The organism is Streptomyces aurantiacus, from assembly GCF_001418335.1.
In the GTDB taxonomy this organism is placed as follows: Bacteria; Actinomycetota; Actinomycetes; order Streptomycetales; family Streptomycetaceae; genus Streptomyces; species Streptomyces aurantiacus.
Window position 1 is genome coordinate 13,409 of the sequence record NZ_LIPP01000051.1, and the last position, 25,602, is coordinate 39,010.

Annotated in this window: 20 protein-coding genes; 2 read left to right on the forward strand and 18 right to left on the reverse strand. The window is 70.8% G+C overall.

What is annotated here, in order from left to right:
* Nucleotides 1-17: 17 nt before the first annotated feature.
* From AOK01_RS07985 to AOK01_RS44025, 4 genes are all read right to left on the reverse strand, one after another.
* On the reverse strand, nt 18-1,736 hold the full coding sequence (locus AOK01_RS07985) for a LytR C-terminal domain-containing protein (RefSeq protein ID WP_055509912.1): 1,719 nt from the start codon (nt 1,734-1,736) through the stop codon (nt 18-20).
* Nucleotides 1,737-1,752: 16 nt separating this feature from the next.
* Nucleotides 1,753-2,427 (reverse strand): nicotinate-nucleotide adenylyltransferase, encoded by a 675-nt coding sequence (gene nadD / locus AOK01_RS07990; RefSeq protein WP_055509914.1) that lies wholly within the window; start codon nt 2,425-2,427, stop codon nt 1,753-1,755.
* A 47-nt stretch (nt 2,428-2,474) separates the two neighbouring features.
* On the reverse strand, nt 2,475-2,639 hold the full coding sequence (locus AOK01_RS44020; protein ID WP_169800109.1) for a hypothetical protein: 165 nt from the start codon (nt 2,637-2,639) through the stop codon (nt 2,475-2,477).
* A gap of 170 nt (nt 2,640-2,809) precedes the next feature.
* Nucleotides 2,810-2,965 (reverse strand): hypothetical protein, encoded by a 156-nt coding sequence (locus AOK01_RS44025; protein ID WP_169800110.1) that lies wholly within the window; start codon nt 2,963-2,965, stop codon nt 2,810-2,812.
* 102 nt (nt 2,966-3,067) lie between these two features.
* Between AOK01_RS44025 and AOK01_RS07995 the strand changes: the two genes are divergently transcribed.
* Nucleotides 3,068-4,234, forward strand: coding sequence for a M48 family metallopeptidase (locus tag AOK01_RS07995; RefSeq protein WP_107099765.1), 1,167 nt, complete (start codon nt 3,068-3,070; stop codon nt 4,232-4,234).
* A gap of 47 nt (nt 4,235-4,281) precedes the next feature.
* On the opposite strand, the gene AOK01_RS08000 is transcribed toward AOK01_RS07995, so the two are convergent.
* The 5 genes from AOK01_RS08000 to proB all read right to left on the reverse strand — a co-directional run bounded on the left by AOK01_RS08000 (nt 4,282) and on the right by proB (nt 9,450).
* Nucleotides 4,282-5,352 carry an SCO2583 family membrane protein gene (locus tag AOK01_RS08000; RefSeq protein ID WP_055509918.1) on the reverse strand — a complete coding sequence of 357 codons (1,071 nt, stop codon included), beginning with the start codon at nt 5,350-5,352 and terminating at the stop codon, nt 4,282-4,284.
* Nucleotides 5,353-5,533: 181 nt separating this feature from the next.
* A complete protein-coding gene (locus AOK01_RS08005) occupies nt 5,534-6,121 on the reverse strand; it encodes an SCO2584 family spore wall biosynthesis protein (protein WP_055509920.1) in 588 nt (195 codons plus the stop codon).
* Nucleotides 6,122-6,232: 111 nt separating this feature from the next.
* Complete coding sequence (locus AOK01_RS08010; protein WP_055509922.1) at nt 6,233-7,519, reverse strand: glutamate-5-semialdehyde dehydrogenase; 1,287 nt, start codon at nt 7,517-7,519, stop codon at nt 6,233-6,235.
* Between the two features lie 138 nt (nt 7,520-7,657).
* Nucleotides 7,658-8,116 (reverse strand): hypothetical protein, encoded by a 459-nt coding sequence (locus AOK01_RS08015; protein ID WP_055509923.1) that lies wholly within the window; start codon nt 8,114-8,116, stop codon nt 7,658-7,660.
* A 227-nt stretch (nt 8,117-8,343) separates the two neighbouring features.
* Entirely contained in the window at nt 8,344-9,450 is a 1,107-nt protein-coding gene (gene proB, locus AOK01_RS08020) for a glutamate 5-kinase (protein ID WP_055509925.1), read from the reverse strand.
* Nucleotides 9,451-9,800: 350 nt separating this feature from the next.
* Between proB and AOK01_RS08025 the strand changes: the two genes are divergently transcribed.
* Complete coding sequence (locus tag AOK01_RS08025; RefSeq protein WP_055509928.1) at nt 9,801-11,885, forward strand: hypothetical protein; 2,085 nt, start codon at nt 9,801-9,803, stop codon at nt 11,883-11,885.
* Nucleotides 11,886-12,062: 177 nt separating this feature from the next.
* Here the strand turns inward: AOK01_RS08025 and obgE are convergent, their stop codons facing one another.
* The 9 genes from obgE to AOK01_RS08070 form a co-directional block, all read right to left on the reverse strand.
* Nucleotides 12,063-13,499: a GTPase ObgE gene (obgE, locus tag AOK01_RS08030; protein ID WP_055509929.1), complete on the reverse strand. Its 1,437-nt coding sequence runs from the start codon at nt 13,497-13,499 to the stop codon at nt 12,063-12,065.
* 146 nt (nt 13,500-13,645) lie between these two features.
* Nucleotides 13,646-13,900, reverse strand: a complete 255-nt coding sequence (rpmA, locus tag AOK01_RS08035; protein WP_055509931.1) for a 50S ribosomal protein L27 — start codon at nt 13,898-13,900, stop codon at nt 13,646-13,648.
* A 14-nt stretch (nt 13,901-13,914) separates the two neighbouring features.
* Entirely contained in the window at nt 13,915-14,235 is a 321-nt protein-coding gene (gene rplU / locus AOK01_RS08040; RefSeq protein WP_055509933.1) for a 50S ribosomal protein L21, read from the reverse strand.
* Between the two features lie 187 nt (nt 14,236-14,422).
* Nucleotides 14,423-15,769 (reverse strand): phospholipase D-like domain-containing protein, encoded by a 1,347-nt coding sequence (locus AOK01_RS08045; protein ID WP_055509935.1) that lies wholly within the window; start codon nt 15,767-15,769, stop codon nt 14,423-14,425.
* 317 nt (nt 15,770-16,086) lie between these two features.
* A complete protein-coding gene (locus tag AOK01_RS08050) occupies nt 16,087-20,577 on the reverse strand; it encodes an Rne/Rng family ribonuclease (protein WP_055509937.1) in 4,491 nt (1,496 codons plus the stop codon).
* A gap of 249 nt (nt 20,578-20,826) precedes the next feature.
* Nucleotides 20,827-21,621, reverse strand: a complete 795-nt coding sequence (locus AOK01_RS08055; protein ID WP_055509939.1) for a TIGR03936 family radical SAM-associated protein — start codon at nt 21,619-21,621, stop codon at nt 20,827-20,829.
* 135 nt (nt 21,622-21,756) lie between these two features.
* On the reverse strand, nt 21,757-23,070 hold the full coding sequence (locus AOK01_RS08060; RefSeq protein WP_055509941.1) for a hypothetical protein: 1,314 nt from the start codon (nt 23,068-23,070) through the stop codon (nt 21,757-21,759).
* 15 nt (nt 23,071-23,085) lie between these two features.
* Complete coding sequence (locus tag AOK01_RS08065; protein WP_157871217.1) at nt 23,086-23,520, reverse strand: hypothetical protein; 435 nt, start codon at nt 23,518-23,520, stop codon at nt 23,086-23,088.
* A 78-nt stretch (nt 23,521-23,598) separates the two neighbouring features.
* Nucleotides 23,599-25,563 (reverse strand): TIGR03960 family B12-binding radical SAM protein, encoded by a 1,965-nt coding sequence (locus AOK01_RS08070; RefSeq protein ID WP_055509945.1) that lies wholly within the window; start codon nt 25,561-25,563, stop codon nt 23,599-23,601.
* Nucleotides 25,564-25,602 lie beyond the last annotated feature (39 nt).

Sequence of the window (25,602 nt, forward strand, 5' to 3'; positions counted from 1 at the left end):
ACGCGATAAAAGGCGCCCTATTCGCTCCGGCTCACCTTGTAGTCCTGGCCCAGGACCACCGACACGTCCGCGTTCGAGGTGACCTTGCCCTTCTTCACGGCGGTCGTGGGCAGGTCCAGCGTCTTGGCGACCTCCACCGCGTCCGCCTTCTTCGCGGCGTCGGCGTATGTGATCTCGGACACCGCCTGTGCGACTTCGGCCGTACCGCCGTCGACGAAGGTGTAGCCGCCGTTGAGCAGCACGACCCGCGCCTTCTCGGTGGCGTCCTTGTCGGCGGTGGCGTTGCGGATGCCCACCTGGACGGCGTCGCCCTTCTCGGGGCTCTTGGCCGCTCCGCCGAGCACGTCCTTGACCACGCTGTCGCTGGCCTGCGTGCTGAGCCGGCCGTCCGTCTGGACCGGCAGCAGAGCCGTCTTGAAGTCGCCCTCCTTGGCCCGGTCCGCGAGTTTGGCGAGGAACGTGCCCAGGTCGCTGTCGGTCAGGGAGGGGTCGAGGATCTGCGCGAGCGTCTGCACGGTGGTCGTCGCGGCCTGCGCGTCGGACGACAGCTTGCGCAGCACGCCCTGCATGACCTGCCCGAACCGCTGCAACTGCGCGTTCTGCGACTCCCCGGAGGCGCGGTACGTGGCGTACGCGACGGCCATCTTGCCGCTGAGCGTCTGCTGCTCGCCCTTCTTGACGAGCGGGGTCTCGCCCTTCTTCTTCGCCTCGGGGTCCGGCACGTCCGTGTCGGTGTCGATGTCGATGTTGCCGACGAGTTCGACGAGGTTGTTGAGGTACGGGGTGTCGAGGCGCCAGGTGCCCTCGATGTCCGTGCCGAGCACGGTGTCGAGTTCGTCGCGCGTCCCCGAGGAACCGTCGTCGTCGACCGACTTGGAGAGTGTGGTCCCGCCGCCGTCCTCGTCCGTCAGGGCGAGGGCGTTGGGCAGCAGGACCGTGGTGCCCTGCTCGGTGGTGGTGTTGTTGACCAGCAGGGCCGTCGAGGTGCCGCTGCCCTTGGTGTTGTGCAGGTGGACGACGATCACGTCACGCTTCTGGGCACCGGCCGCGGTGGTCGCGCCGGCCTTCGAGTCCGACGACGACCCGGGCAGCTTCCCGGCGAACCAGAGATACCCGGTCCCGCCGACCGCGACCAGCGCGAGTACGACGACGAGGGCGACGACCCGGCCGCGCGCCCGGCGCTTGGCCTCCTCGCGCCGCTCGGTGCGGTTCTCGGTGAACGTGAGCCAGTCGATGACGTCTTCGGATTCCTCGGGCTGCTCCTCGACGAAGGCGAACTGCTCGGTGCGGTAGCCCTGTTCGGCCCCTCGCTCGTCGTCCACCGCCGACGCCGGCGCCGGCGGCTCCGCGGGGCCCGTCTGCTGCGGGATGTAAGCGGTCTGCTCCGCGACTTGGGGCTGCTGCAGGCCGGTGTCATAGGACGACACGGGTTGCTGCTGACCGGTGTCATACGGCCCCACAGGCGACGCCTGCTGTCCCGCTTGCTGCCCCGTCGCGTACGGGTCGTATCCGTAGCCCTGTTGCCCGTAATTCTGGCCGTAGTCCTGCCCGTAACCCTGCGCCTGGCCGCCGTAGGGGTCGTACTGGCCGTACTCGTCCTGTTGCCCAGAGTGCTGAGGGTGTTGCGGAGGCTGCCCCGGCTGCGGCACCTGGCGGTACACAGGCTGCCCGAACTCGTCGTAGCCGACGAGTTCGTACTGGTCGCCCCCGTACCCAGCGTCGTATCGGTCGTTCACCGGTGCCCCTCTCGGCTCACTGGCCGCGGTACAGCTCTCGCTTGTCGATGTAGCGCACGACACCGTCCGGCACCAGATACCAGACCGGATCCCCCTTCGCGACCCGGGCCCGGCAGTCCGTGGAAGAGATCGCGAGCGCGGGGACCTCGACGAGCGAGACACCGCCCTCGGGCAGGCCGGTGTCGGTCAGTATGTGGCCGGGCCGGGTGACCCCGATGAAGTGCGCGAGGGAGAACAGCTCCTCGGCGTCGCGCCAGGTGAGGATCTGGCCGAGCGCGTCGGCGCCGGTGATGAAGAAGAGGTCCGTGTCCGGGTTGAGCACGCGCAGGTCGCGCAGCGTGTCCGTGGTGTAGGTCGGGCCGCCGCGGTCGATGTCGATGCGGCTCACGGAGAACTGCGGGTTCTCGGCGGTCGCGATGACCGTCATCAGATAGCGGTCCTCGGCCGGGGAGACCTCGCGGTCGGTCTTCTGCCACGGCTGGCCGGTCGGCACGAACACCACCTCGTCGAGGTGGAACTGCGCGGCGACCTCGCTGGCGGCCACGAGGTGTCCGTGGTGGATCGGGTCAAACGTTCCGCCCATGACGCCGAGGCGGCGCTTGCCCGGGTTCGACGGGCCGTTTCCCGGGCCACGCCGTACGCCCTGCGCCGGCGCGCCCGCCGGACCGGTAGGCATGTCCTGCTCTCCCATGCGTGCAGACCCTACCGGCCCGGACGGCGGGCTCTGTCGCGCGGGCGTCAACGGTCCCGGTTGAAACGGGTGGTGACCCACAGCAGCAGCAGGAGGAGGACGAAGGCTCCGCCGCCGACGAGCAGGGGGTTCAGGCTCTCGTGGTTGCCGCCGTGCTCCTCGCCCTCGGCGGCGAGTGTGACCAACTGGGCAGCGGTGCTGTGGAGGCTCATCTTCGACAGGACCTATCCGATGGTGGTCCCCCGCTCGCGAAGCCGAGAGCGGAGGAGGGCGGGATAAAGACTTCCGCACATCGTAAGCGCGTGCTCTCTCACCCATCACTCCGACTCCGCCGTTGGGAACGTCGGGCGGCGACACCGCGGCGGGAACCTTCCGCGGGGTCTCACTCGTCCCGTTTGTAGCCACGCAACAAGAACCAGGCGCCCAGCACACAGCCGACGACCATCACGACCAGCACGACGCGGAGGAGATTGCCCGCCCCTTGTTGCTGGGCGGCGCTCGCCGCCTCGGTGAGCCACGATCCGGGGGAATGCTCCATGACGTACTACTCCTTCGCTGTACTGCCCGTCCACGGTATCTCCGCCTAGGCTGGGCCCCGTCTCGGGGGCCAGAGAAGGCAACCAAACGCATGGGGGACCACATGCCAGAAGACAGCCACGAGAACGTACCGAGCAGGCAGCGCAGGCGCTTCGAGGGAATCTCCTCCCGGGCGTACGAGCACCCCGCGGACCGCTCGGCCCTGGTCGCCCTGCGCAAGCTCACCGGCTTCGACACGGTCTTCAAGGCGCTCAGCGGCCTGCTCCCGGAGCGCAGTCTGAGGCTGCTGTTCCTGTCGGACTCGGTGCGCGTCTCGGACGCCCAGTTCGCCCACCTGAACACGATGCTGCGCGACGCCTGTTACATCCTGGACCTGGAGAAGGTCCCCCCGATGTACGTCAACCAGGACCCCCAGCCGAACGCGATGTGCATCGGTCTGGACGAGCCGATCATCGTCGTCACCACCGGCCTGGTGGAGCTGCTCGACGAGGAGGAGATGCGGGCGGTCATCGGCCACGAGGTGGGCCACGCGCTGTCGGGCCACTCCGTCTACCGCACGATCCTGCTCTTCCTGACCAGCCTCGCCCTGCGCGTGGCGTGGATCCCCCTCGGCAATCTCGCGATCATGGCGATCGTGACCGCCCTGCGTGAGTGGTTCCGCAAGTCCGAACTGTCCGCGGACCGTGCGGGCCTGCTGGTCGGCCAGGACCTGCGGGCCTCGATGCGCGGCCTGATGAAGATCGCGGGCGGCAACCACCTGCACGAGATGAACGTGGACGCGTTCCTCGCCCAGGCCGAGGAGTACGAGGCCGGCGGCGACCTCCGCGACTCCGTGCTCAAGATCCTGAACGTGATGCCCCGCTCCCACCCGTTCACCACGGTCCGGGCGGCCGAGCTGAAGAAGTGGGCGGAGTCCCGCGACTACCAGCGGATCATGGACGGCCACTACCCGCGCCGCGACGAGGACGGGGACACCTCGGTCACGGACTCCTTCCGTCAGTCGGCGGCCAGCTACGCGACCGACGTGAAGAACTCCAAGGACCCGCTGATGAAGCTGGTCAGCGACATCGCGGGCGGTGCGGGCGACCTCGGCGGCCGGGTGCGCCGCGGCTTCGGAGGCTTCGCGGGCGGCGGCAACGGCGGAGGCGGAGAGGCAGGCGGCAGCGGCGACTCCGAGGGCTCGGGCGGCTCCGGTGGCTCTCCCAAGGACGCGCCGCGCACCGACCGTCCGGACCGTCCGGACGACGAGAGCCCGAACGGCAGCGCCTGATCACGGGCGCCGGCAACCCGGGCCGGGACCAGAGGGTTGGGCCAGGACTAGAGCTTGGGCTGGGCGCTGGCCGCCAGTGAGCCGCAGAGCGCCGTGGCGCTGCCTGTGGCGAACGGGTCGGTGCCGGCCGGGCCGCCCGCCTTGGCCGTCTCCCCCGCGAGCAGCGGACGCAGATGGTTCGTCGAGTCCTCGGCGCAGGCCAGCGGTCCGGCCTGGACGTACGAGACGAGCAGCTCGGCCTGGTGCATGCGCAGGTCGTCGCGGTCGAACCGGAAGTGCAGCTCGCGCCGCAGCGTGAACAGCGAGGCGTCGGCCGTCTCCTGCGAGCCGGTCGGCCGCAGCGCGTAGACGAAGGTGTGGTCGGCGCTGACCTCAAGGGTGTCGGAGTCCGTCTCGGCGGCGGTCAGCGTGCCCTGCACCCGGATCTTGGGGTCGGCCAGCTCGGTCCGCGTCGGGTCGAAGCGCACCAGCCAGCCGGTGGGCGCGTGCCGCCCGTCCGCGGTGGGGTGCTGGAAGCTCTGGTCGAACTGGTCGAGCTGCTGCGGGTCGAGCAGTATCCGTACGGATCGGCTGGCGCCGCCGGTGAGGACGTCCGGGTCGAGCGAGGACTCGACGAGGTAGTCCTTCGCCGTGGTCAGCGCGGTGACGACCTGGCTGTCGGAGAAGTGCGCGGTGCGCCGGGAGGCGGGCAGGGTGATGCCTTCGGCGCCGGTGCGGAACTGGTCGGCCGGGCTGTGCGCGTACAACGCGTCGACGTCGGCCGAGCCGGGCACGCGGCTCTGTGGCGCGAGCGGTATCACCGTCATCCGCAGGGGCTCGGGGTGCTGCGCGACGGGGGTCTGGTACGGATGGCGTACGCCCATGTAGATCGCCGTACCGAACGCCACGGCGATCAGGACGACGAGGACCAGTGCCTGCCGGGACAGCAGACCGCGGCGCATCGGGGGGCGGCGGCGGACGGCCGGGGTGTGGTCGCCTATGCGCTCCTGCGCGGAGAACTCCTGGAGGCGGGCAGCCCGGACGAACGATTCGTCGAAGACGACGGATCGGTACTCCTCCTCGCCACCGCCGGGAGTACCCTCGGGCGCTCCCTCAGGTGGGTCTCCAGGCCCGCCCATACTTTCAGAGTAGGTCTCCTGGGCCTCAGGTAAACGCCCTGCTACACCACAAGTTCTGACAGGTTCTCACCAGGTTCACCGCACGGTCCCGGACCGGCCCGGCAGACTCGCGGAGAGGCTTTTCAAACCTCTTTCGGCCCCCGTCTCACGACTGATGCCCCAGCTGATCCCCCCGCACCTCTCAGGGAGTGCGGGGCACCGCGGAGACGGCCGGCCGGGGATAGCCGGCGGAGGCCGAGGGACCCACGCGGCTGCCCTGTTCGAGGCCGGTGGAGGCGGGCGGCGGAACCTGGTCCCCGCTGCTCGACGAGGCGCCCCGGTAGACCGCCGCGAAAGCCAGCGCGACCATGCCGATGCCCATCACGAGAGCGAGTACCCAGGCCACGGGGCGGTGCCAGCGGGCCTGCTTGCCGTACGTGCCCGGGTTGCCGTAGCCGCCGAGGACATCTCGGTCGTCCAGGTCGTCCAGATCCGGGTCATAGCCGAAGTCGTCCCGGCCGTCGGGGCCGAACCCGTCCTCGAAGAGCTCGTCGTCCCCTCGTACGCGGCGGGCGTGCGCCCGGCGGGCCTCGGCCTCGGAGGCTTCCGCTCTCGCCTGTGCGGCGGCCAGGAGACGCTCGACGGCGGTCGGCTCGTGCACCGGCGCCGCCCGGACGAAGGCCTCGTCGAAGACCACGGAGGCGGACTCTTCGTCGGCACCCCCGCGGTCGCGGTCGTCGTCGGGCTCCCAGCCGTCAGGGAACGGCGTGCCCCCCACGTCCTCCGGCACGGATCCAGAGTAGACCGGGGTGGTCGATTTGGGCAGACCACAAGGAAAGTCGTCCGCCCGGCGAGACGCTTTTCCGAGCAGGCACCGAGCAGGCCCCGAGCAGGCCCCGGCTCAGCGCCGGACGTGTCCGTCGCCCGTGACGATGTACTTGGTGCTCGTCAGCTCCGGCAGCCCCATGGGCCCCCTCGCGTGCAGCTTCTGCGTGGAGATCCCGATCTCGGCGCCGAAGCCGAACTGGCCGCCGTCCGTGAAGCGCGTGGACGCGTTCACGGCCACCGTCGTCGAGTCGACCAACTGGGTGAAGCGGCGGGCCGCCTGCTGCGAGGTGGTGACGATCGCCTCGGTGTGCCCGGAGGTCCACAGCCGGATGTGGTCGACGGCCCGGTCCAGCGAGTCGACGACGGCCGCCGCGATGTCGTACGACAGGTACTCGGTCTCCCAGTCCTCGACGGTCGCCTCGACGACGGTGGCCTTGGAGTTCTTGGCGTAGCCGAGAACTCGCTCGTCGCCGTGCACGGTGACCCCGGCCTCCGCGAGGGCGTCGAGGGCGCGCGGCAGGAACGCGGGCGCGATGTCCTGGTGGACGAGGAGCGTCTCGGCGGAGTTGCAGACGCTGGGCCGCTGCGCCTTGGAGTTGATCAGGATGTCGATCGCCATGTCGAGGTCGGCCCGCGCGTCGACGTACACGTGGCAGTTGCCGGTGCCGGTCTCGATGACCGGGACGGTGGACTCCTGGACCACCGTGCGGATCAGCGAGGCGCCGCCGCGCGGAATGAGCACGTCGACGAGGCCCCGGGCGCGCATCAGTTCCCGTACGGACTCACGGTTGTCGCCCGGCACGAGCTGGACGGCGTCGGCGGGCAGGCCCGAGCCGCCGATGGCGTCGCGCAGGACGCGGACGAGGGCGGTGTTGGACTCGTACGCCGAGGACGAGCCGCGCAGCAGCACCGCGTTCCCGGACTTCAGGCAGAGGGCGGCGGCGTCGACCGTCACGTTCGGGCGGGCCTCGTAGATGATGCCGACGACGCCGAGGGGGACCCGGACCTGGCGCAGGTCGATGCCGTTCGGGAGGGTCGAGCCGCGGACGACCTCGCCGACCGGGTCGGGCAGCGCCACCACGTCGCGCACGTCGGAGGCGATCGCGCGGATCCGCTCGGGCGTGAGCGTGAGACGGTCGATGACGGTCTCGCTGGTGCCGGCCTCGCGGGCGCGCTCGATGTCCTTGGCGTTGGCCGCGATGACGTCACTCGTACGGACTTCGAGCGCGTCCGCGATCGCGAGCAGCGCGTCGTCCTTCTCGGCCCTCGGCAGCGGGGCGAGGTCGGCGGCGGCGCCCTTGGCACGGTAGGCGGCCTGGGTGACCGGGGACATCGAGTCGTACGGCGAGAGCGTCGTCATAACCCGCAGAGTAGTGCGCCCGCGAGAGGTGTTCAGCCGTTGTCCCATACCGCGAGACGGGTCCGGAAATGGCCGTAGAAAGCACGTATCCCCAGGACATCAACGGTATCGACGACATCAACGACCCCGAAGACCCTGTTAGAACGGGTGTACGCCCACGGGGGCGGCGGGCAGTTGCCCGTAACCCTCCGCGATCCGCTGGTGGTAGGTCTCGCGGTCGATGACCTCCAGGCCGACGATCTCCCAGGGCGGCAGCTTCGCGGTCTGGCGGTGTTCGCCCCACAGCCGCAGCGCGACCGCGGCCGCGTCGTGCAGGTCGCGGGCCTCCTCCCAGTAGCGGATCTCCGCGTGGTCGTTGGCGTACCGGCTGGTCAGCAGAAAGGGGTGGTCGTGGGCGAGCTGTTCCAGGCCGCGTCTGACGTCTTTGAGCGGGGCCTCCCCGCCCGAGACGCTCAGCGTGACGTGCCACAGCCGCGGCAGGTCCCGCACCTGCTCGACCTCGTACGTGTCACCGGCAGCGACGCTGGTGAGCGCTCGCTCCTCGCCGGCCGCGCGGGAGCCGGCAACACCGCGGGACGCCGCCGCCCCAGGGCGCACTCGTCTCACGACGGCCTCCTTTACGCAATGGGTCCGCTCGGACTCAGGGGGTCTCCCTGAGTCAAAGTTGAGCAGGTGGGAAGGCGCCGCGTGGCGCTTTTACCGAAGGTCCCCCTCCGGACAGCGGCTTTGTCCGGCGTTCCCCCCTGTTTTCGGCCGGGCCGGGTCGACGGCCGCGACGACGACGCGGAGGGCGTCCAGCGGGGCGGGAGCGGCCCCGTCGGCGTTCACGGGTTCAGGAGCACCAGGTCGTCCCGGTGTACGACCTCGCGTTCGTACGCGGGGCCCAGCTCGCGGGCCAGCTCGTGCGTGGAGCGCCCGATGAGCTGCGGGATCTCCCTGGCGTCGAAGTTGACCAGCCCCCGGGCGACCGGCAGCCCCGCGCTGTCGCGCAGTTCGACGGGGTCGCCCGCGGCGAAGTCGCCCTCGACGGCCGCGATGCCCGCGGGCAGCAGCGACGTACGGCGCTCGACGACCGCGCGCACGGCCCCGTCGTCGAGGACGAGCGCGCCCTGCGGGGTCGACGCGTGCTGGAGCCACAGCAGGCGGTCGCCGGAGCGGCGGCCGGTGGCGTGGAAGTACGTGCCGGTGTCCCGCCCCGCGAGGGCGTCCGCGGCGTGCACCGAGCTCGTCAGCACCACCGGGATGCCTGCCGCGGCCGCGATCCGGGCCGCCTCGACCTTGGTGACCATGCCCCCGGTGCCGACGCCCGCCTTGCCCGCGCTGCCGATGTCGACGTGGGCGAGGTCGGCCGGAGTGCGCACTTCCGCTATCCGCGACGTGCCGGGCCTGCTGGGGTCGCCGTCGTACACGCCGTCCACGTCGGAGAGGAGGACCAGCAGGTCGGCGCGGACGAGATGGGCGACGAGGGCCGCGAGGCGGTCGTTGTCGCCGAACCGGATCTCGTCCGTGGCGACGGTGTCGTTCTCGTTGACGACCGGCAGGGCACCCATCGAGAGGAGCTTGTCGAGGGTGCGGGAGGCGTTGCGGTGGTGGGCGCGGCGGCTCATGTCGTCCGAGGTGAGCAGCACCTGGCCGACCCGGACGCCGTAGCGGGCGAAGGAGGCGGTGTAGCGGGCGACGAGGAGGCCCTGGCCGACGCTGGCGGCGGCCTGCTGGCGGGCGAGGTCCGTGGGACGACGGCCCAGGCCCAGCGGGGCGAGTCCCGCGGCGATGGCGCCGGACGAGACGAGGACGACCTCCTTCCCGCCGCCGGCGCGGCTCTTGGCGAGTACGTCGACGAGGGCGTCCACCCGGTCGGCGTCGAGCCCTCCGGACGCGGTGGTCAGGGACGAGGAACCCACCTTGACGACGATCCTGCGGGCATCCACCACACCCTGCCTGCTTGCCGCTGACACGCTGTACCCCAATGTTCCGACCTGCCACCTGCCCGGTCCGTGCAATCTACGTGACGGTGGGTGGCGGACGCCCGCGGGTTTCGAGTGGCGGACAGGTCCGAGGCGGTTGTGCCGAGGACCGCGGGGAGCACCAGGGGCGCGCCTCACAGGCTCCTATCGTTTTAACCCCATATCCGGTGATAGTTCTCACGCAAGATTGCTAGGCGACCCGCAGAGGTCATACGGTCAGGGATCGGCCTCTCCCGTACGAGCTGTAGGGAGGTACGGCGAGGCCCGACCTCAACGCTTCCCCCCCATCCGCCGCATCCCTCGCAGGAGTCCATTCCGTGCCCTCCGCCGGACTCGCCCCCCGCCGCATCGTGCAACTGTTCGCGCTGCTCTCGATGTTCGCGCTCTTCACGGCTCAGATCGTCTCCGCTCTGGTGCCCAGCATCCCGGTGTTCATCGCCGCGAGCGCCGCGGGACTCGCCCTCGACGTGTTCCTGCAGTACCGGGACCCCGGACTGCTCTCGCTGCTCGGCAAGGTCCGCTTCGACGCCACGGTCCGGCAACTGCTGCGCGACATGATCATCATGGTGGGGCTCCTGCGGATCGAGGGCATCAACCCGACACGCGAGCAGGCGCCGCTGATGGTCGGGCTGTGCGTCTTCTACGCCCTGCACTTCTCCTGCCAGGCCGCCGCGGTCATGGTCCGCCGCGTCCGTACGCTGCCGGTCGTCACCCGCAACATCGACGCGTCCGAGCTGCACCTGACCGCCGCGCCGCCGCGCATGCTGGCCCGCCGCCCCGGCCACCGGCTGCTCACCTTCTCCGTGCCGACCACGGTCGGCCTGGTCGTCACCGCCGCCACCAAGGACGCGTACTGGGGCGCCATCGGCCTCGGGATCGCCCTCGTCCTGATCGGCGGCGGCACCGTCTACCTCGCCACCTGGCTGCTGCCGAGGAAGCGCGCCAAGAGCGAGCAGAAGGTCATGGAGTGGCTGGACAAGTGGCTGGCCGACTACCGGCCGACGGTGGCCATGTACTTCTCCGGCGGTACGACCTCCGCGTACCAGGCGAACATGTGGCTCTCCACGGTCTCCGCGCTCGACGCGAAGCCGCTGATCGTGCTGCGTGAGCGGTTCATGGTGCAGAAGATCGAGGCCACCGACGTGCCGGTCATCTGCTTCCCCAAGGTCTCGACGATGTTCTCCCTGGAGAACTCGACGCTGAAGACGATGCTGCACCCGGCCAACGCCGCGAAGACCTCGCAGGTCCTGCGCATTCCCACGATCAAGCACGCCTTCATCAACCACGGCGAGAGCGACAAGCTCTCCTCGTGCAACCCGTACGCGAAGGCGTACGACGAGGTGTGGGTGGCCGGTCCCGCGGCCCGCGAGCGGTACGCGCAGGCCGAGGTCGGCGTCGAGGACAAGGACATCGTGGAGGTCGGCCGCCCGCAGCTCGCGCCGATCCGCCCGTACTCGGGGGCGCCGACGGGCGCGTACACGACCGTGCTGTACGCCCCCACCTGGGAGGGCTGGGACGGCAACCCCGGCAACACCTCGGTGGTGCTGGCCGGCGAGAACATCGTGCGGCGGCTCTTGGCCGACGACGGCGTACGGCTCCTCTACAAGCCGCACCCGATGACCGGTTCCGTCGAGCCGCGCGCGGGCGCCGCGAACGAGCGCATCAAGGCGATGATCCGCGAGGCCGGCGCCCTGCGCTCGGGCGCCCGTCCGGACGCCGGCGCCGCCGCCGAACTGGCGCGCCGTACGGCCGAGCTGGACAGGCTGACGTCCACCGACTTCCGGACGAGCGCCGACGAAATGGAGCGGATGCTGCTCCAGGGCGCGCCCCGGGGTGACCGCGAGGCCGCCATCACCGAGGCCACACTGGCCTGGGAGAAGGCGTACTGGGCGTCCTTCCCGGAGTGGGAGCACCAGATCATCACGGAGGCGCGGCCGGGCATCTTCGCCTGCTTCAACCAGGCGGACCTGCTGATCAGCGATGTCTCGTCGGTCGTCTCCGACTGGCTGTCGAGCGAGAAGCCGTACGCGGTCGCCAACACCTCGGGGATGTCCGAGGCGGCGTTCCGTACGGGCTTCCCGACCGTGTCCGCCGGTGTGGTCCTCGCGCCCGGTGCGGAGGGGGTGCCGGCGCTTCTGGAGTCGGTCAGGCGGCCCGAGAAGGACCAGTTCACGGCGGCCCGTGCCGCGCTGAAGGAGCACCTGCTCGGTCCGGCCGACCCGCCGTCGATGGTCCGCTTCAACGCGGCGATCGACGACCTGTGCGCGAAGGCCGACGAGCGGCGGGGGCGGATGGAGTCGCGGCTCGCCGCGGAGATTCCTTCGCCTCGGTCGGCGAAGGAGGATGCGGCCGAGGAGGCCGCGCAGGACCCCAACGAGGCGGAGGACTCCGTCAACGCGTAGGCCTGACCGGCGCTCACCTTTGCCGGCCTCGCTGGTACGTGTTCGACTGCGGCCCGGTGGGGGCTGACCGCGCAGTTCCCCGCGCCCCTAGCTCCTTAGGGGCGCGGGGAACTGCGCGATCAGCCCCCACCGGGCCGCGGCGTATCAACCACCCCGCCCGGAGGGAGGGGCAACCCGTCAGAACGGTTTGAAGTCGTCGAACGCCTCGTCCGCCTCGTCCCGCTCCGCCTGCTTGTCCCGGCGCCGCTGCTCAGCCGGCCGCGGCGGCTCGAAGCGGTGGTCCTCACCACGGCGCCCGAGCATCTCCGCGCCCGCCATGACCGTGGGCTCCCAGTCGAAGACGACCGCGTTCTCCTCGGGGCCGATGGCGACGCCGTCGCCCGAGCGGGCACCCGCCTTCATCAGCGAGGTCTCGACGCCCAGGCGGCTGAGCCGGTCGGCGAGGTAGCCGACGGCCTCGTCGTTGCTGAAGTCGGTCTGGCGGACCCAGCGCTCCGGCTTCTCGCCGCGCACGCGGTAGAGGCCGTCCTCCTCCTTGGCCACCGTGAAGCCGGCGTCGTCGACCGCCTTCGGGCGGATGACGATCCGCGTGGCCTCTTCCGCCGGCTTCGCCGCACGGGACTTCGCGACCAGGTCGGCGAGGGCGAAGGACAGCTCCTTGAGGCCCGTGTGGGCGACCGCCGAGATCGCGAAGACCTGGTAGCCGCGTGCCTCCAGGTCCGGGCGGACCATCTCGGCCAGGTCCTTGCCGTCCGGCACGTCGATCTTGTTCAGGACGACGAGGCGCGGCCGGTTGCCGAGGCCGCCGTACTGGCTCAGCTCCTGCTCGATGATGTCGAGGTCGGAGACGGGGTCACGGTCCGACTCCAGGGTCGCCGTGTCCAGGACGTGCACCAGCACCTCGCAGCGCTCCACGTGCCGCAGGAACTCAAGACCCAGGCCCTTGCCCTGGCTGGCCCCCGGGATCAGTCCCGGCACGTCGGCGATCGTGTAGACCGTCGAGCCGGCCGTGACCACACCGAGGTTGGGGACGAGCGTGGTGAAGGGATAGTCGGCGATCTTCGGCTTCGCGGCCGACAGGACCGAGATCAGCGAGGACTTGCCCGCACTCGGGTAGCCGACGAGCGCCACGTCCGCGACGGTCTTCAGCTCCAGGACGATGTCCTGGAGGCCGCCGGGAACACCCAGCAGCGCGAAGCCGGGCGCCTTGCGGCGGGCCGAGGACAGGGCCGCGTTGCCGAGGCCGCCCCGGCCGCCCTCCGCGGCCACGTACGTCGTGCCCTGGCCGACCAGGTCCGCGAGCACGTTTCCGTCCTTGTCCTGGACGACCGTGCCGTCCGGGACCGGCAGGATCAGGTCCTGGCCGTCCTTGCCCGACCGGTTGCCGCCCTCGCCGGGCCTGCCGCTGGTGGCCTTGCGGTGCGGGGAGTGGTGGTAGTCGAGGAGCGTGGTGACGGCCTGGTCGACGACCAGGATCACGTCACCGCCACGGCCGCCGTTGCCGCCGTCCGGGCCACCGAGGGGCTTGAACTTCTCCCGGTGTACGGAGGCACAGCCGTGACCTCCGCTACCCGCGGCGACGTGCAGCTCGACGCGGTCCACGAAGGTGGTCATGGAATGTGCCTCCAGTTACGTACGGAAAATCTCTCATCGATGATCACCACGCGGTCGCCGCCAAGTGATCACTACTCAGTTAAAACACGCGAAAGGCGGACCCGCTTCCCGTACGGGAAGTGAGGTCCGCCTCGCGAAAGATCCGGTCAGGCGACCGGAACGATGTTCACGACCTTGCGGCCACGGTGCGTGCCGAACTCGACCGCACCTGCGGCCAGCGCGAACAGCGTGTCGTCCTTGCCACGGCCGACCTTCACGCCGGGGTGGAAGTGGGTGCCACGCTGGCGGACGATGATCTCACCGGCGTTGACGACCTGACCGCCGAAGCGCTTCACGCCGAGCCGCTGAGCATTGGAGTCGCGACCGTTCCGGGTGGACGATGCGCCCTTCTTGTGTGCCATCTCTCCTCAGTCCCTTACTTCGCAGCCGCGGGGATCTCAGTGACCTTGATCGCCGTGTACTGCTGGCGGTGGCCCTGACGACGGCGGTAGCCGGTCTTGTTCTTGTAGCGAAGGATGTCGATCTTCACACCCTTGTGGTGATCCACGATCTCGGCCTGGACCTTGATACCGGCAAGGACCCACGGGTCGCTGGTCACGGCGTCGCCGTCGACAACGAGCAGGGTCGAGAGCTCGACCGTGTCGCCAACCTGGGCAGTGGAAATCTTGTCAACCTCAACGATGTCGCCGACAGCAACCTTGTGCTGGCGACCACCGCTGCGCACGATGGCGTACACGCGGATCTCTCTCTCACTCGAAATCGGAATCCCCGCAGTCCAGCCACCGAACGAAGCAGGCGGCCTCTCCCGGGGCGCGAGCCACCGGGAGGAAGAGGTTTACGGGAATGCGGCGCATCAACAAACACGCCGAGGTTCAAGGCTACGGGGCCCCGACCTGGGGGTCAAACCGGCTCCGGACCATGCCTCAGGTGGGCTCGCCGTCGTCGGGCAGCGGCTTCACGCCCTTGCACAGGTCCGTGGTGTCCGCGGTGCCCGGGTAGGCCGCCTTGGTCACCCGGTCGAAGTGGATCCGGTACATGTCGTGCACGGCGTCGTCGTCGACCTTCACGATCGACTCGTCGTTCTCGCGCAGCGCGGGCCCCGTGTAGTTGCCGGAGCCGGTGAAGCTGACCTTGTTCTGCACGCCGTCGTACATGCCGTCGACGAGGATGTACTTGGAGTGGATGATGTACGGCGCCGCCAGCTTCTTGCCGGGGTTCAGCGGGTCCCGGTCGTCGTTGTAGCAGCGTACGGTCGGGCCCCCGGTGGTGTGCATCTGCTCCCAGGTGCCCTTGGTGCCGCCGCTGCTCTTGGCGCTGTCCGCCTCCGCGTAGACGATGCTCACGGAACAGCCCGCCTTCTTCAGCGAGACCAGCTTCTCCGCGATGGCCAGTCGCGTGATCTTGAAGATCGCCACCCGGACCTTGGTCGACTGCGTGACGCCCGCGGTGTCCTTGTACTTGCAGGTCACGTTGTTCAGGATCGAGTACACCGTGTCGGTGGCCCGCGAGTTGCCCGTCCGCGGGAAGAAGTACGCCTTGTAGAGGCCGTTGCTCACCGTGCGGTAGTTCCAGGACTTCCAGTCCCGCGTGACCATCGTGTCGAAGTAGTCCGCGTACGCGTCGTACATCGTCGGGTTGTTCGGCAGCAGCAGCGCGTCGTTGAAGAAGCGCGTGTGCGCGGACGGCGTGGAGTTCGAGGTGGTCTCGACGACCACGTTCGTGGCGCCCTGCACCGCCGAGAACAGCCAGAACTTGTTGTGCATGATCGACTTCCCGAACTTCGGGTCGCCGAGGCACGACTTGTCCTTCGGGCAGGTCGAGACGTACGAGCCCCGCGTACGGTCCGTGCCCAGACCCGCGACGAGCGTCCCGTACGCGGTGTTGGTCGGGCGGTCGCTGACGCTGGACTCGTCGAGCAGCACCTGTACGTTCACACCACGGTCCTTGGCGGCGACCAGCGCGTTGACAACCCCGGTCTCCCAGACGTGGTAGACCGCGACCTTGATCGAGGAGCCGGGCAGCGCCGAGTCCGTCAGCTCGATCAGCCGCGTGCGGATCGCGGCCTGCTGGTCGGTGGTGCCGAGCGGATCGTTGAAGATCGGCCCCTCGGTCCACGTCGGGTTGTCGATGGCCTCCGCCGTACCCGCCGACGTGGCGGCCTGGACGCCCGCCGCAGACAGTACCGTCGCCAGCGCGATGGCCTGACGGCCTCCCTTGACCGGCTTCACGGCACGGTGCCGCCCAGTGCTCTTCAGGCGCACGCGCGCCATGTGTTCCCCTCCCCTGACACGCATGAGCGTTCTCCCCAACGCGCATCCGTGTGTCCATACCAATGAGTCTTCAAGTTTTACAGGTAAGTGATCGTGTTCCAAGTGGCGAGCGGTGAATGTGATGTCCGTGTGATGCTGCAAAAACATCTCACGGTACGTCAAACCGGGCGCTCAGGATGGCAGTTCCGCACACTGCGCGGGTCCTGCGAGTTACGTCGGCACCTCCGCCGGATACGTACGGCGGCGCCCGCCGGCCGGGCACACCGACGCCCTCCGACCGGCACGGTGACCGCCGGTCGGAGGGCGTCGCGGGGTCGTCAGTCCTCGTCGGTGGAGGACGTGACGGTGGACGGCGTCTGCTGCTCCGCGGCCGCGGTCTTCTTCGACGTCGACTTCGCGGCCGTCTTGGCGGTCTTGGTCGCCTTCTTGGCCGTGGTCTTCTTGGCTGCCGTCTTCTTGGCCGCCGTCGTCGTCTTCTTCGCGGCGGCCTTCTTCGCGGGCGCCTTCTTGGCCGCCTTGCGGGCCGTCTTCTTGGCCGGAGCCTCGTCGCCCGCATCGGACGCCGCACCGGACGACTCCGCGGGGGCCTCGACCGGCGCCTCGGCTTCCTGCGCCGGGGCCTCGGGCGACGCCGACGGCACGACCACGACGGCGGTGTCCGCGGACGAGGTCGGCGCGGTGGCCTTACGGACCGCACGGCGCCTCGGACGCGCCGGGGCGGCGCTGTCGGCGACGGGCTGCTCCGTCGTGGCGGCGGGCTCGGCGGCCCGCTCCACCTCGGGCTCGGGCGCGACGGGCGCGGCAGGCGGGGCGACCGGCTCGGTGACCGTCACCACGGCGTCCTGTGCCGCCTTGGGCGAACCGGCCGGCGCGGACACCTTGCGGGTCGCCCGACGGCGCGTACGCCCCTTGGGAGCGGCGTCGGTGGCGGCCGGGGCCTCGGCGGCGGCCGGAGCCTCGACCACCGGGTCCTCGGCGGCGACGGGCTCGGTCTGAACGACCGCGGCCGGCTCCTGCTGCACGGGGCGCGCGACCTCGTCCTCCGCTGTCACGGACTGCGCGGTCGGCACCTCGCCCCTGCGCTCGGCCCTCTCGGCCCTCTCGGCCCTTTCCGACCTGCGGGATTCGGACCTCGGCGCACCCGCCGGGGCCGATGCCCGCCGGCTCGCCCGGCGACGCGAACGGCCGCGCGTGGCCGCGGCCTCCGCCTCGGCGGCGCTGCTGTACAGGTCCTCGTCCGGTACGAAGTCGTCCAGGCGTGCCTCCGCCAGGGCGGACTCGGGAAGCTCGACGGACTCGGCGACCTCCTCGGTGACCTCGGCAGCCGACTCGGTCGGCTCGATCGCGTCGGCCGACTCCGGCTCGTACGTGTGCTCGTGCGTGTGCTCGTGGGCCTGCTCGGCACCGCCGCGGCCGCGCTTCTTGCGCTTGCCACCGCCGCCGCCACCCGCGGCGGTCGGCTGCTCCATGTGCACGATCACGCCACGGCCGTTGCAGTGGACGCAGGTCTCCGAGAACGACTCCAGCAGGCCCTGGCCGACCCGCTTGCGGGTCATCTGGACCAGGCCGAGCGAGGTGACCTCGGCCACCTGGTGCTTCGTACGGTCGCGGCCCAGGCACTCCAGGAGGCGCCGCAGCACCAGGTCCCGGTTGGACTCCAGGACCATGTCGATGAAGTCGATGACGACGATGCCGCCGAGGTCGCGCAGCCGCAGCTGGCGCACGATCTCCTCGGCCGCCTCCAGGTTGTTCCTGGTGACCGTCTCTTCGAGGTTGCCGCCCTGACCGGTGAACTTGCCGGTGTTGACGTCGATCACGATCATCGCTTCGGTCTTGTCGATGACCAGCGAACCGCCGCTCGGCAGCCAGACCTTGCGGTCAAGCGCCTTGGCGAGCTGCTCGTCGATCCGGTACGTCGCGAAGACGTCGACCTCGGAGGTCCACCTCGACAGCCGGTCGGCCAGGTCGGGCGCGACATGGGCGACGTACCCGTGGATGGTGTTCCACGCCTCGTCGCCGCTGACGATGACCTTGGTGAAGTCCTCGTTGAAGATGTCGCGGACGACACGGACGGTCATGTCCGGCTCGCCGTACAGCAGCGTCGGCGCGTTCGAACTGCCGCCGCTCTTCGCCTTCTTCTCGATGTCCTCCCACTGCGCCTGGAGCCGCTCGACGTCACGGCGCAGCTCGTCCTCGCTCGCGCCCTCGGCGGCGGTGCGCACGATGACGCCCGCGTCCTCGGGGACGATCTTCTTGAGGATGGTCTTCAGGCGGGCGCGCTCGGTGTCGGGCAGCTTGCGGCTGATGCCGGTCATCGAGCCCTCGGGCACGTAGACCAGGTAGCGGCCGGGGAGCGAGACCTGGCTCGTCAGACGGGCGCCCTTGTGGCCCATCGGGTCCTTCGTGACCTGCACGAGGACCGACTGTCCTGACTTCAGGGCGCTCTCGATGCGGCGGGGGCCGTTGGCCATGCCCAGCGCCTCGAAGTTGACCTCACCGGCGTACAGCACGGCGTTGCGGCCCTTGCCGATGTCGATGAAGGCGGCCTCCATCGACGGCAGCACGTTCTGGACCTTGCCCAGGTAGACGTTGCCGACGTACGAGGTCGACTCCTCCTTGTTGACGTAGTGCTCCACGAGCACGTCGTCCTCAAGGACGCCGATCTGGGTGCGCTCGCCGCTCTGGCGGACGACCATCACGCGCTCGACGGCCTCACGACGGGCCAGGAACTCGGCCTCGGTGATGATCGGAACGCGGCGGCGGCCCTGCTCGCGCCCTTCACGGCGGCGCTGCTTCTTGGCCTCCAGACGGGTCGAGCCCTTGATGGACTGCACCTCGTCCGAGCCGTCGTGGGACCGCTCGTCCTTCTTGCGGGGCTCGCGGACCTTGACGACCGTGCGCTCGGGGTCGCTGTCGCCCGCGCCCGACTCGACCTCGCCGGAGGAGTCACCGGCGCGGCGGCGACGGCGACGGCGGCGACGGCTGCTGCTGGAGCCGCCGGCGTCCTCGTGCTCGTCCTCCGCGTCCGCGGCGTCCTCCTCGACCTGCTCGGCCGTGTCTTCGGCGTCCTGGGCCTCTTGGACCTGCTGGGCCTCCTGGACCTGCTGGGTGCCCTGGCCGGCCCCGGCTGCCTGCTCACCGCGCTCGTCCTGCTCACCGGCGAACTCGTCGTCCGCGTCGGCGGACTCGCCCCGGCGGCGGCGACGGCCACCACGGCGGCGACGGCGGCGCGAACCGGTCTCCTCGTTGTCGTCACCGTCGGCGGCGTCCTCGGCGGACTCCTCCTCGGTGGACTCCTCGTCGACGGGCTCCTCGGCCTCGGGGGCCCGCTCGACCGGGGCCCGCTCCGCCGGGGCGGCGGGCTCCTCGGCCTTCCTGCGGCGGCGCCTGCGCGGTCCGCCGGTCTCCTCCTCGACGACCGCGGGGGCGGCCTCCTGGACCGGCTCCGCGACCTCCTCGGTCTCCTCGGCGGCCTCGGCCGCGGCGGCGGCCGCCGCGCGCTCCGGCGTCTGGAACATCGGCTCGGTGAAGACCGGCGCCTGGAAGACGGCGACGGCGGGACGCGCGGGGCGTCGGCCCGACTCCTCCTCGGCCCGCGCGGCCTTGCGCGGTGCGGGAGCGGAGAAGCCTCCGGCCGCCTTGCGGGTGGCCCGGCGGCGGGCACGGCGCGGGGTGGTGTCCTCCGCGTCGGCGGGGGTCTCGGTCTCGGCGGACCGGTCGTTCTTGGCAGCGGCCACGGGGGCCTCCCTGCGCTCGTCGCGGACAACGGCCTCGGTGGGCTCGGTCGCGGTGGGGGTCTCGGCGCGCTCCGCCTTCGGCTGGGTGGCGCGGCGAGCGGGCTCGGCGGCGGCCTCGTCGGACGCCGGCTCGGGGGTCTCGGTCTCCGCCTGCGGGGCGCCGGCGGGCGCGGTGGCCCGGCGCGTGGCACGACGCCGCGTACGCGGAGCGGGGGCGGCCTCGGCCTCGACGGCCGGTGTCTCTTCGGGTGCCCCGGACGTCTCTTCGGATGTCTCCGCGGCGGCCGGGGCCTCGGCGGCCCCGCCGGACGCGGGCGTCACAACGGTCACCGGAGCGGCTTCGGCGTCGGCCGTCTGCGGCGTACCCGTGGGCGCGGTGGCCCGGCGCGTGGCACGACGGCGCGCGCGGGGAGCGGAGGCGGCCTCGCCATCGGTTTCGGCGGCGGCGGGTGTCTCGGGCTCCGTCTGCGCGAGGGACTCCGCCTGCGCGACGGGTGCGGCGGTCGTTGCCTCTGCGGCGTCGGCCGTCTGCGGCGTACCCGTGGGCGCGGTGGCCCGGCGCGTGGCACGACGCCGCGCGCGGGGAGCAGGGGCGGCCTCGCCATCGGTTTCAGCGGGTGCTGCGGCGGGTGTCTCGGGCTCCGTCTGCGCGAGGGACTCCGCCTGCGCGAGGGGCGCGACGGGTGCGGCGGTCGTTGCCTCTGCGGCTTCGGCGCCCGGCGTACCCGTGGGCGCGGTGGCCCGGCGCGTGGCACGACGGCGCGTACGCGGGGCGGGGGCGGCCTCGTCGGCCGCTGCCTGTACGGGCTCTACGGGGGCCTCGTCGGCGCCCGGGGCGGTGGCCTCGGCAGCCGTCTCCTCCGGGACCCCAGAGGCACCGGCCGGTATGGCCGGCGCAGTGTTCTCCGCCGGTGCCGTGGTCTCTGTCACGGCGGCACCTTCGGCGTTCGCCGAGGGGGGTCCCGCGGGGCGGGAAGCGGCGCGACGGCGCCGGCGTGGTGGCAGCGTGTCGCTGGGGGTGCTGTTGTCGGAGCCCTTTGCGGGCCCAGTGGGTTCGGTCGGCTCAAGCATGCGGGTGGATCTCCCGTCAGGCTCCCGGGCGCCGCGGATCCGGTGACGTCCGCGGCTCGCGCGTTGCGCGGTGCCGCCGTCCGGGGCGCGGGCGCCGCACGGGAGCTCTCTGTGTCCTGTCTCGCCGGTTCCGTACGCCATGTGTGCGTACGGCCTGGCGAAAGTCTTCTGGTCGGTGCGCTGCCCGACCCAGGTGGCTCCCGGATACGAGGGCTGCGCTTCGACGTCCGTCCCTACGCGGGACCTTCCTTACGCCGACGCCTTCGCGGCGGCAGTTGCGGTGTCCCCGGCCGAGGCCGGAGAGGGTGCTGCTGCCTCGCGGTCGGGCGCGAGCGGGTCGGTCACCGTGCCGGTCTCTTCATCGAAAAGCCCCTGCGCCAGCCTGGTCACCGCTGCGGGGACCGGCGGCGCCAGGTCGGCCACGGATCGAAGACCGGACAGGACGTCGTCAGGTCGAACGGCAGGCGTCACGTGCCGAACAACCAGCCGCAGTATCGCACAGGCCTGGTCGGTCGGCCTATCGGCCTGTGCACTGTGCGCCTCCGACTGCGCACTGTGCGCCTCCAGGCTCGCGACTGCGCCGCGGGCGTCGAAGGTGCGGATACCGTTCTTCGCCTTGCGCCGGACCTCGACGGTCTCCGCCGCCATGAAGGCGTCGACCGCACGCTCCGCGTCCTCGGGGGACACGCCGTCGAGGCGCAGCTCCCACACGGACGCGGTGAGCCGGTCGGCGAGACCCGACGTACGGGCCTCCACGGCGTCGATGATGTCGAGCCCGACGGGCATCGACTCGTCGAGGAGCAGGCGCAGCTTGTCGGGGTCGCGCGCGTCGGTGAGCGCGATCTCCAGGTACTCGGCCTCACTGCCCGTGCCGGTGGGTGCGGCATTGGCGTACGACACCTTCGGGTGCGGCGTGAAACCGGCCGAGTACGCCATGGGCACCTCGGCTCGGCGCAACGCGCGCTCGAAGGCACGCTGGAAGTCACGGTGGCTGGTGAACCGGAGGCGACCGCGCTTGGTGTAGCGCAGTCGGATGCGCTGCACCGCGAGTGCGGGCGGCGGGCCTTCGGGCTGTCGCTTGCCCAGTGTCGTTCAGTCCTTCGTGAGAGCCGTCGTACTCCTACCTAGAGTACGTGTCCCGGCGGCCACGTGTTCCCTCCGGGAGCGGTCCGGCGCGCGCTACAGGGGTCCGCCGGGCTTGACCAGGCGTACCGGCTCCGGCTCGCCGCGGGGTCCGGCCAGGGGCGGCGGCTCGCTCTCGCGCGGGGCGCCGAACAGCATGCGCCGGATGTCGGCCCTGGTCTGGCGTGCCGTCTCACGGGCGCTCGCCAGGGCCTGCCGGGTGGCGCGGCCCGCGCTGCGGGCGGCCTGTGCCGCGGGCCGCCAGACGATGTCCCGCACGAGGTGCCCCGCGGGGGTGAGCACACTCAGGTACACCCACCGCACCGGCTCGACGAAGATCCACCGGAAGAGCCGGGCGAGGAACCGCCCGACGGCCAGCGATACGTACCCGGCGACCCGCCAGGCGTGTCCCAGCGCCTCGCCGATCTCCCGCGCGACGACGGCGAGGCCTCGCCCGAACGGGGCGAGCACCCAGCGCCACAGGGCGACGAGGGGCACGACGAGGAGCCACCGCAAAAGCGTCCCGACAACCATGGCGAGCCAAACCCCCACGACCCGCACTCCCCGGCCCACCCATGTCATGCCGGCCCACAGCCCTCCACCGACCCACGTGATGCCGGCCCACAACCCACTGCAGACCCACACGACACCGGCCCAGAGCCCACTGCAGATCCGCACGACGCCGGCCCAGAAGCCCCGGGAAACCCATGTCACGCCCGCCCACACACCACGGCCGACCCATGTGATGGCGGCCCACAGTCCCAGGGTCGCCCAGGCAAATCCCCGCCCGGTCGGCGCGAGCAGCGCCCGGTACAGCCATCCGGCGGGAGTGACGATCGCCACCCGCCACAGCCAGGCGCACCCGGCCCCGAACCCCCGCAGGGCCAGCACCGCACCGTGTCCGAGGGGCGTCAGCACCCACCCGTACAGCCACCGGGCGGGGACGACGAGCAGCACGTGCCCGAGCCAGGCGAGCCCCCGGCCCACCGGCACGGCCACGTAACGCCACAGCCCGACCCACGGCCAGACGAACACGAACCTGCCCAGCCACAACAGCACCTGCCCGAGACCGGTCAGCAGCCACCCGACGACGGTCGCGATGCCTTCCGCCAGCCATACGAAGGCCCGGCCGACGGGCGCGAACATCCAGACGAGCGCCCGGCCGAAGGGCCGGAACAGCGCGTCGCCGAGGAACCGGCCACCGACGACCAGCGCGTCCCACACCAGCCGCACGGGCACGACCAGCACGAACACCACGATCCGCACCGGAATACGAATGGCGACGGCGAGACACCCCTCGGCAGGAGCGACGTCCCGCTGCCGCACGGGAGTCTCGGGTGGCGCGGGCCGCGGCGACTTCTCCAGGTCCATACCCACCAGGACGCGTCAACGGCCCGTTCGGATGCAGAATCGGCCTCTTGCTGCCGGCGGTACGCGGCCTTCGGCGAGGCCGACCGGCGCTGAACGGTGTTCGGGCTGGTCGTCCATGGTCGTATCTCCGACGGTGCTGGGGGCATCAGCCGCGTCGCTGCCACCAGCGCCGCTTCGACTCGGCCTGCCGAGAACGGTCTGCGGTCTCACCAGAGGCAGGTCTCCGTTCCAACGGATGCTGTCGCCGCTGGTGCGCGTAACCTCGCCGACCACCACAGCCTGCTCTCGGGCACCGTCCTCGATGATGTGACCCAGCACGTAGGCCGCGATCGGGTGCTCACCGAGACCGGCGACGTCCTCTTCCGTGGCGGCGATGCCTTCGGTGATCTCGTCGGTCGTCCAACTCCACCCCTTGCGAGCGCCGTGCGCGTGCAATCCGGTGGTGGGCATGACCGCCACCCCCAGGTCGCCGAGATGAGTCCACCCCTGCGCGAAGCGGATGACCTCGCCCTCACCACCTCGCTCAGGTCAGTGGGTGTGTCCGCTGGTTGCCGCAGTGTCCTTCTTGACCGTCAGCGGCAGCAGTTTCCTGCCCGTCGGGCCGATCTGGATGTCGAGGTCCAGTTGCGGGCACACCCCGCAGTCGAAGCAAGGCGTCCACCGGCAGTCGTCGACCTCTGTCTCGTCGAGTGCGTCCTGCCAGTCCTCCCAGAGCCAGTCCTTGTCCAGGCCGGAGTCCAGGTGGTCCCAGGGGAGGACCTCCTCGTAGGTCTTCTCGCGGGTCGTGTACCAGTCGACGTCCACGCCGAACGAGGGGAGCGTCTTGTCGGCGCACCGCATCCAGCGTTCGTACGAGAAGTGCTCGCGCCAGCCGTCGAAGCGGCCGCCGTCCTCGTAGACGGCGCGGATGACCGAGCCGATGCGGCGGTCGCCGCGGGAGAGCAGGCCCTCCACGGTGCCGGGCTTGCCGTCGTGGTAGCGGAAGCCGATGGAGCGGCCGTACTTCTTGTCGCCGCGGATCTTGTCGCGGAGCTTCGTCAGACGGGCGTCCGTCTGCTCCGCGGACAGCTGCGGCGCCCACTGGAAGGGTGTGTGGGGCTTGGGGACGAAGCCGCCGATGGACACCGTGCAGCGGATGTCGTTCTGGCCGGAGACCTTGCGGCCCTCGGCGATCACCTTCGTCGCCATGTCCGCGATCTGCAGGACGTCCTCGTCCGTCTCCGTCGGCAGGCCGCACATGAAGTACAGCTTGACCTGGCGCCAGCCGTTGCCGTACGCCGTCGAGACCGTCCGGATCAGGTCCTCTTCCGAGACCATCTTGTTGATGACCTTGCGCAGGCGCTCGGAGCCGCCTTCGGGGGCGAAGGTCAGACCGGAGCGGCGGCCGTTGCGGGTCAGCTCGTTGGCCAGGTCGACGTTGAACGCGTCGACCCGGGTGGAGGGCAGCGACAAGCCGACCTTGTCCTCCTCGTACCGGTCCGCCAGGCCCTTGGCGATGTCGCCGATCTCCGAGTGGTCCGCCGAGGAGAGGGAGAGCAGGCCCACCTCCTCGAAGCCCGTCGCCTTGAGGCCCTTCTCGACCATCTCGCCGATGCCCGTGATGGAGCGCTCACGGACCGGGCGGGTGATCATGCCGGCCTGGCAGAAGCGGCAGCCGCGGGTGCAGCCGCGGAAGATCTCCACCGACATGCGCTCGTGGACCGTCTCCGCGAGCGGCACGAGTGGCTGCTTCGGGTACGGCCACTCGTCCAGGTCCATGACCGTGTGCTTGGAGACCCGCCACGGGACCCCCGACTTGTTGGGGACCACCCGGGCGATACGGCCGTCCGGCAGGTACTCGACGTCGTAGAACGCCGGGACGTACACGCCGCCGGTCCTCGCGAGGCGGAACAGGACCTCCTCGCGGCCGCCCGGCCGGCCCTCCGCCTTCCAGGCGCGGATGATCTCGGTCATGTCGAGCACGGCCTGCTCGCCGTCGCCGATGATCGCCGCGTCGATGAACTGGGCGATCGGCTCGGGGTTGAACGCGGCGTGTCCGCCGGCCAGGACGATCGGGTCGTCGAGACCGCGGTCCTTCGACTCCAGCGGGATGCCGGCGAGGTCGAGGGCGGTCAGCATGTTCGTGTAGCCCAGCTCCGTGGAGAAGGACAGGCCGAACACGTCGAAGGCCTTCACCGGCCGGTGGCTGTCCACCGTGAACTGGGGGACGCCGTGCTCGCGCATCAGCTCCTCCAGGTCCGGCCAGACGCTGTACGTGCGCTCGGCGAGGACGCCCCGGCGCTCGTTCAGGACCTCGTAGAGGATCATGACGCCCTGGTTGGGCAGTCCGACCTCGTACGCGTCCGGGTACATCAGCGCCCAGCGGACGTCGCAGTCCTCCCAGGGCTTGACCGTGGAGTTGAGCTCTCCGCCGACGTACTGGATCGGCTTCTGCACATGCGGGAGCAGAGCTTCGAGCTGTGGAAACACCGACACAGCGGTTTCGGCAGGCATCTGGCGAACCTTCGTGAGCTGACAAGGGGGGACTGTCAA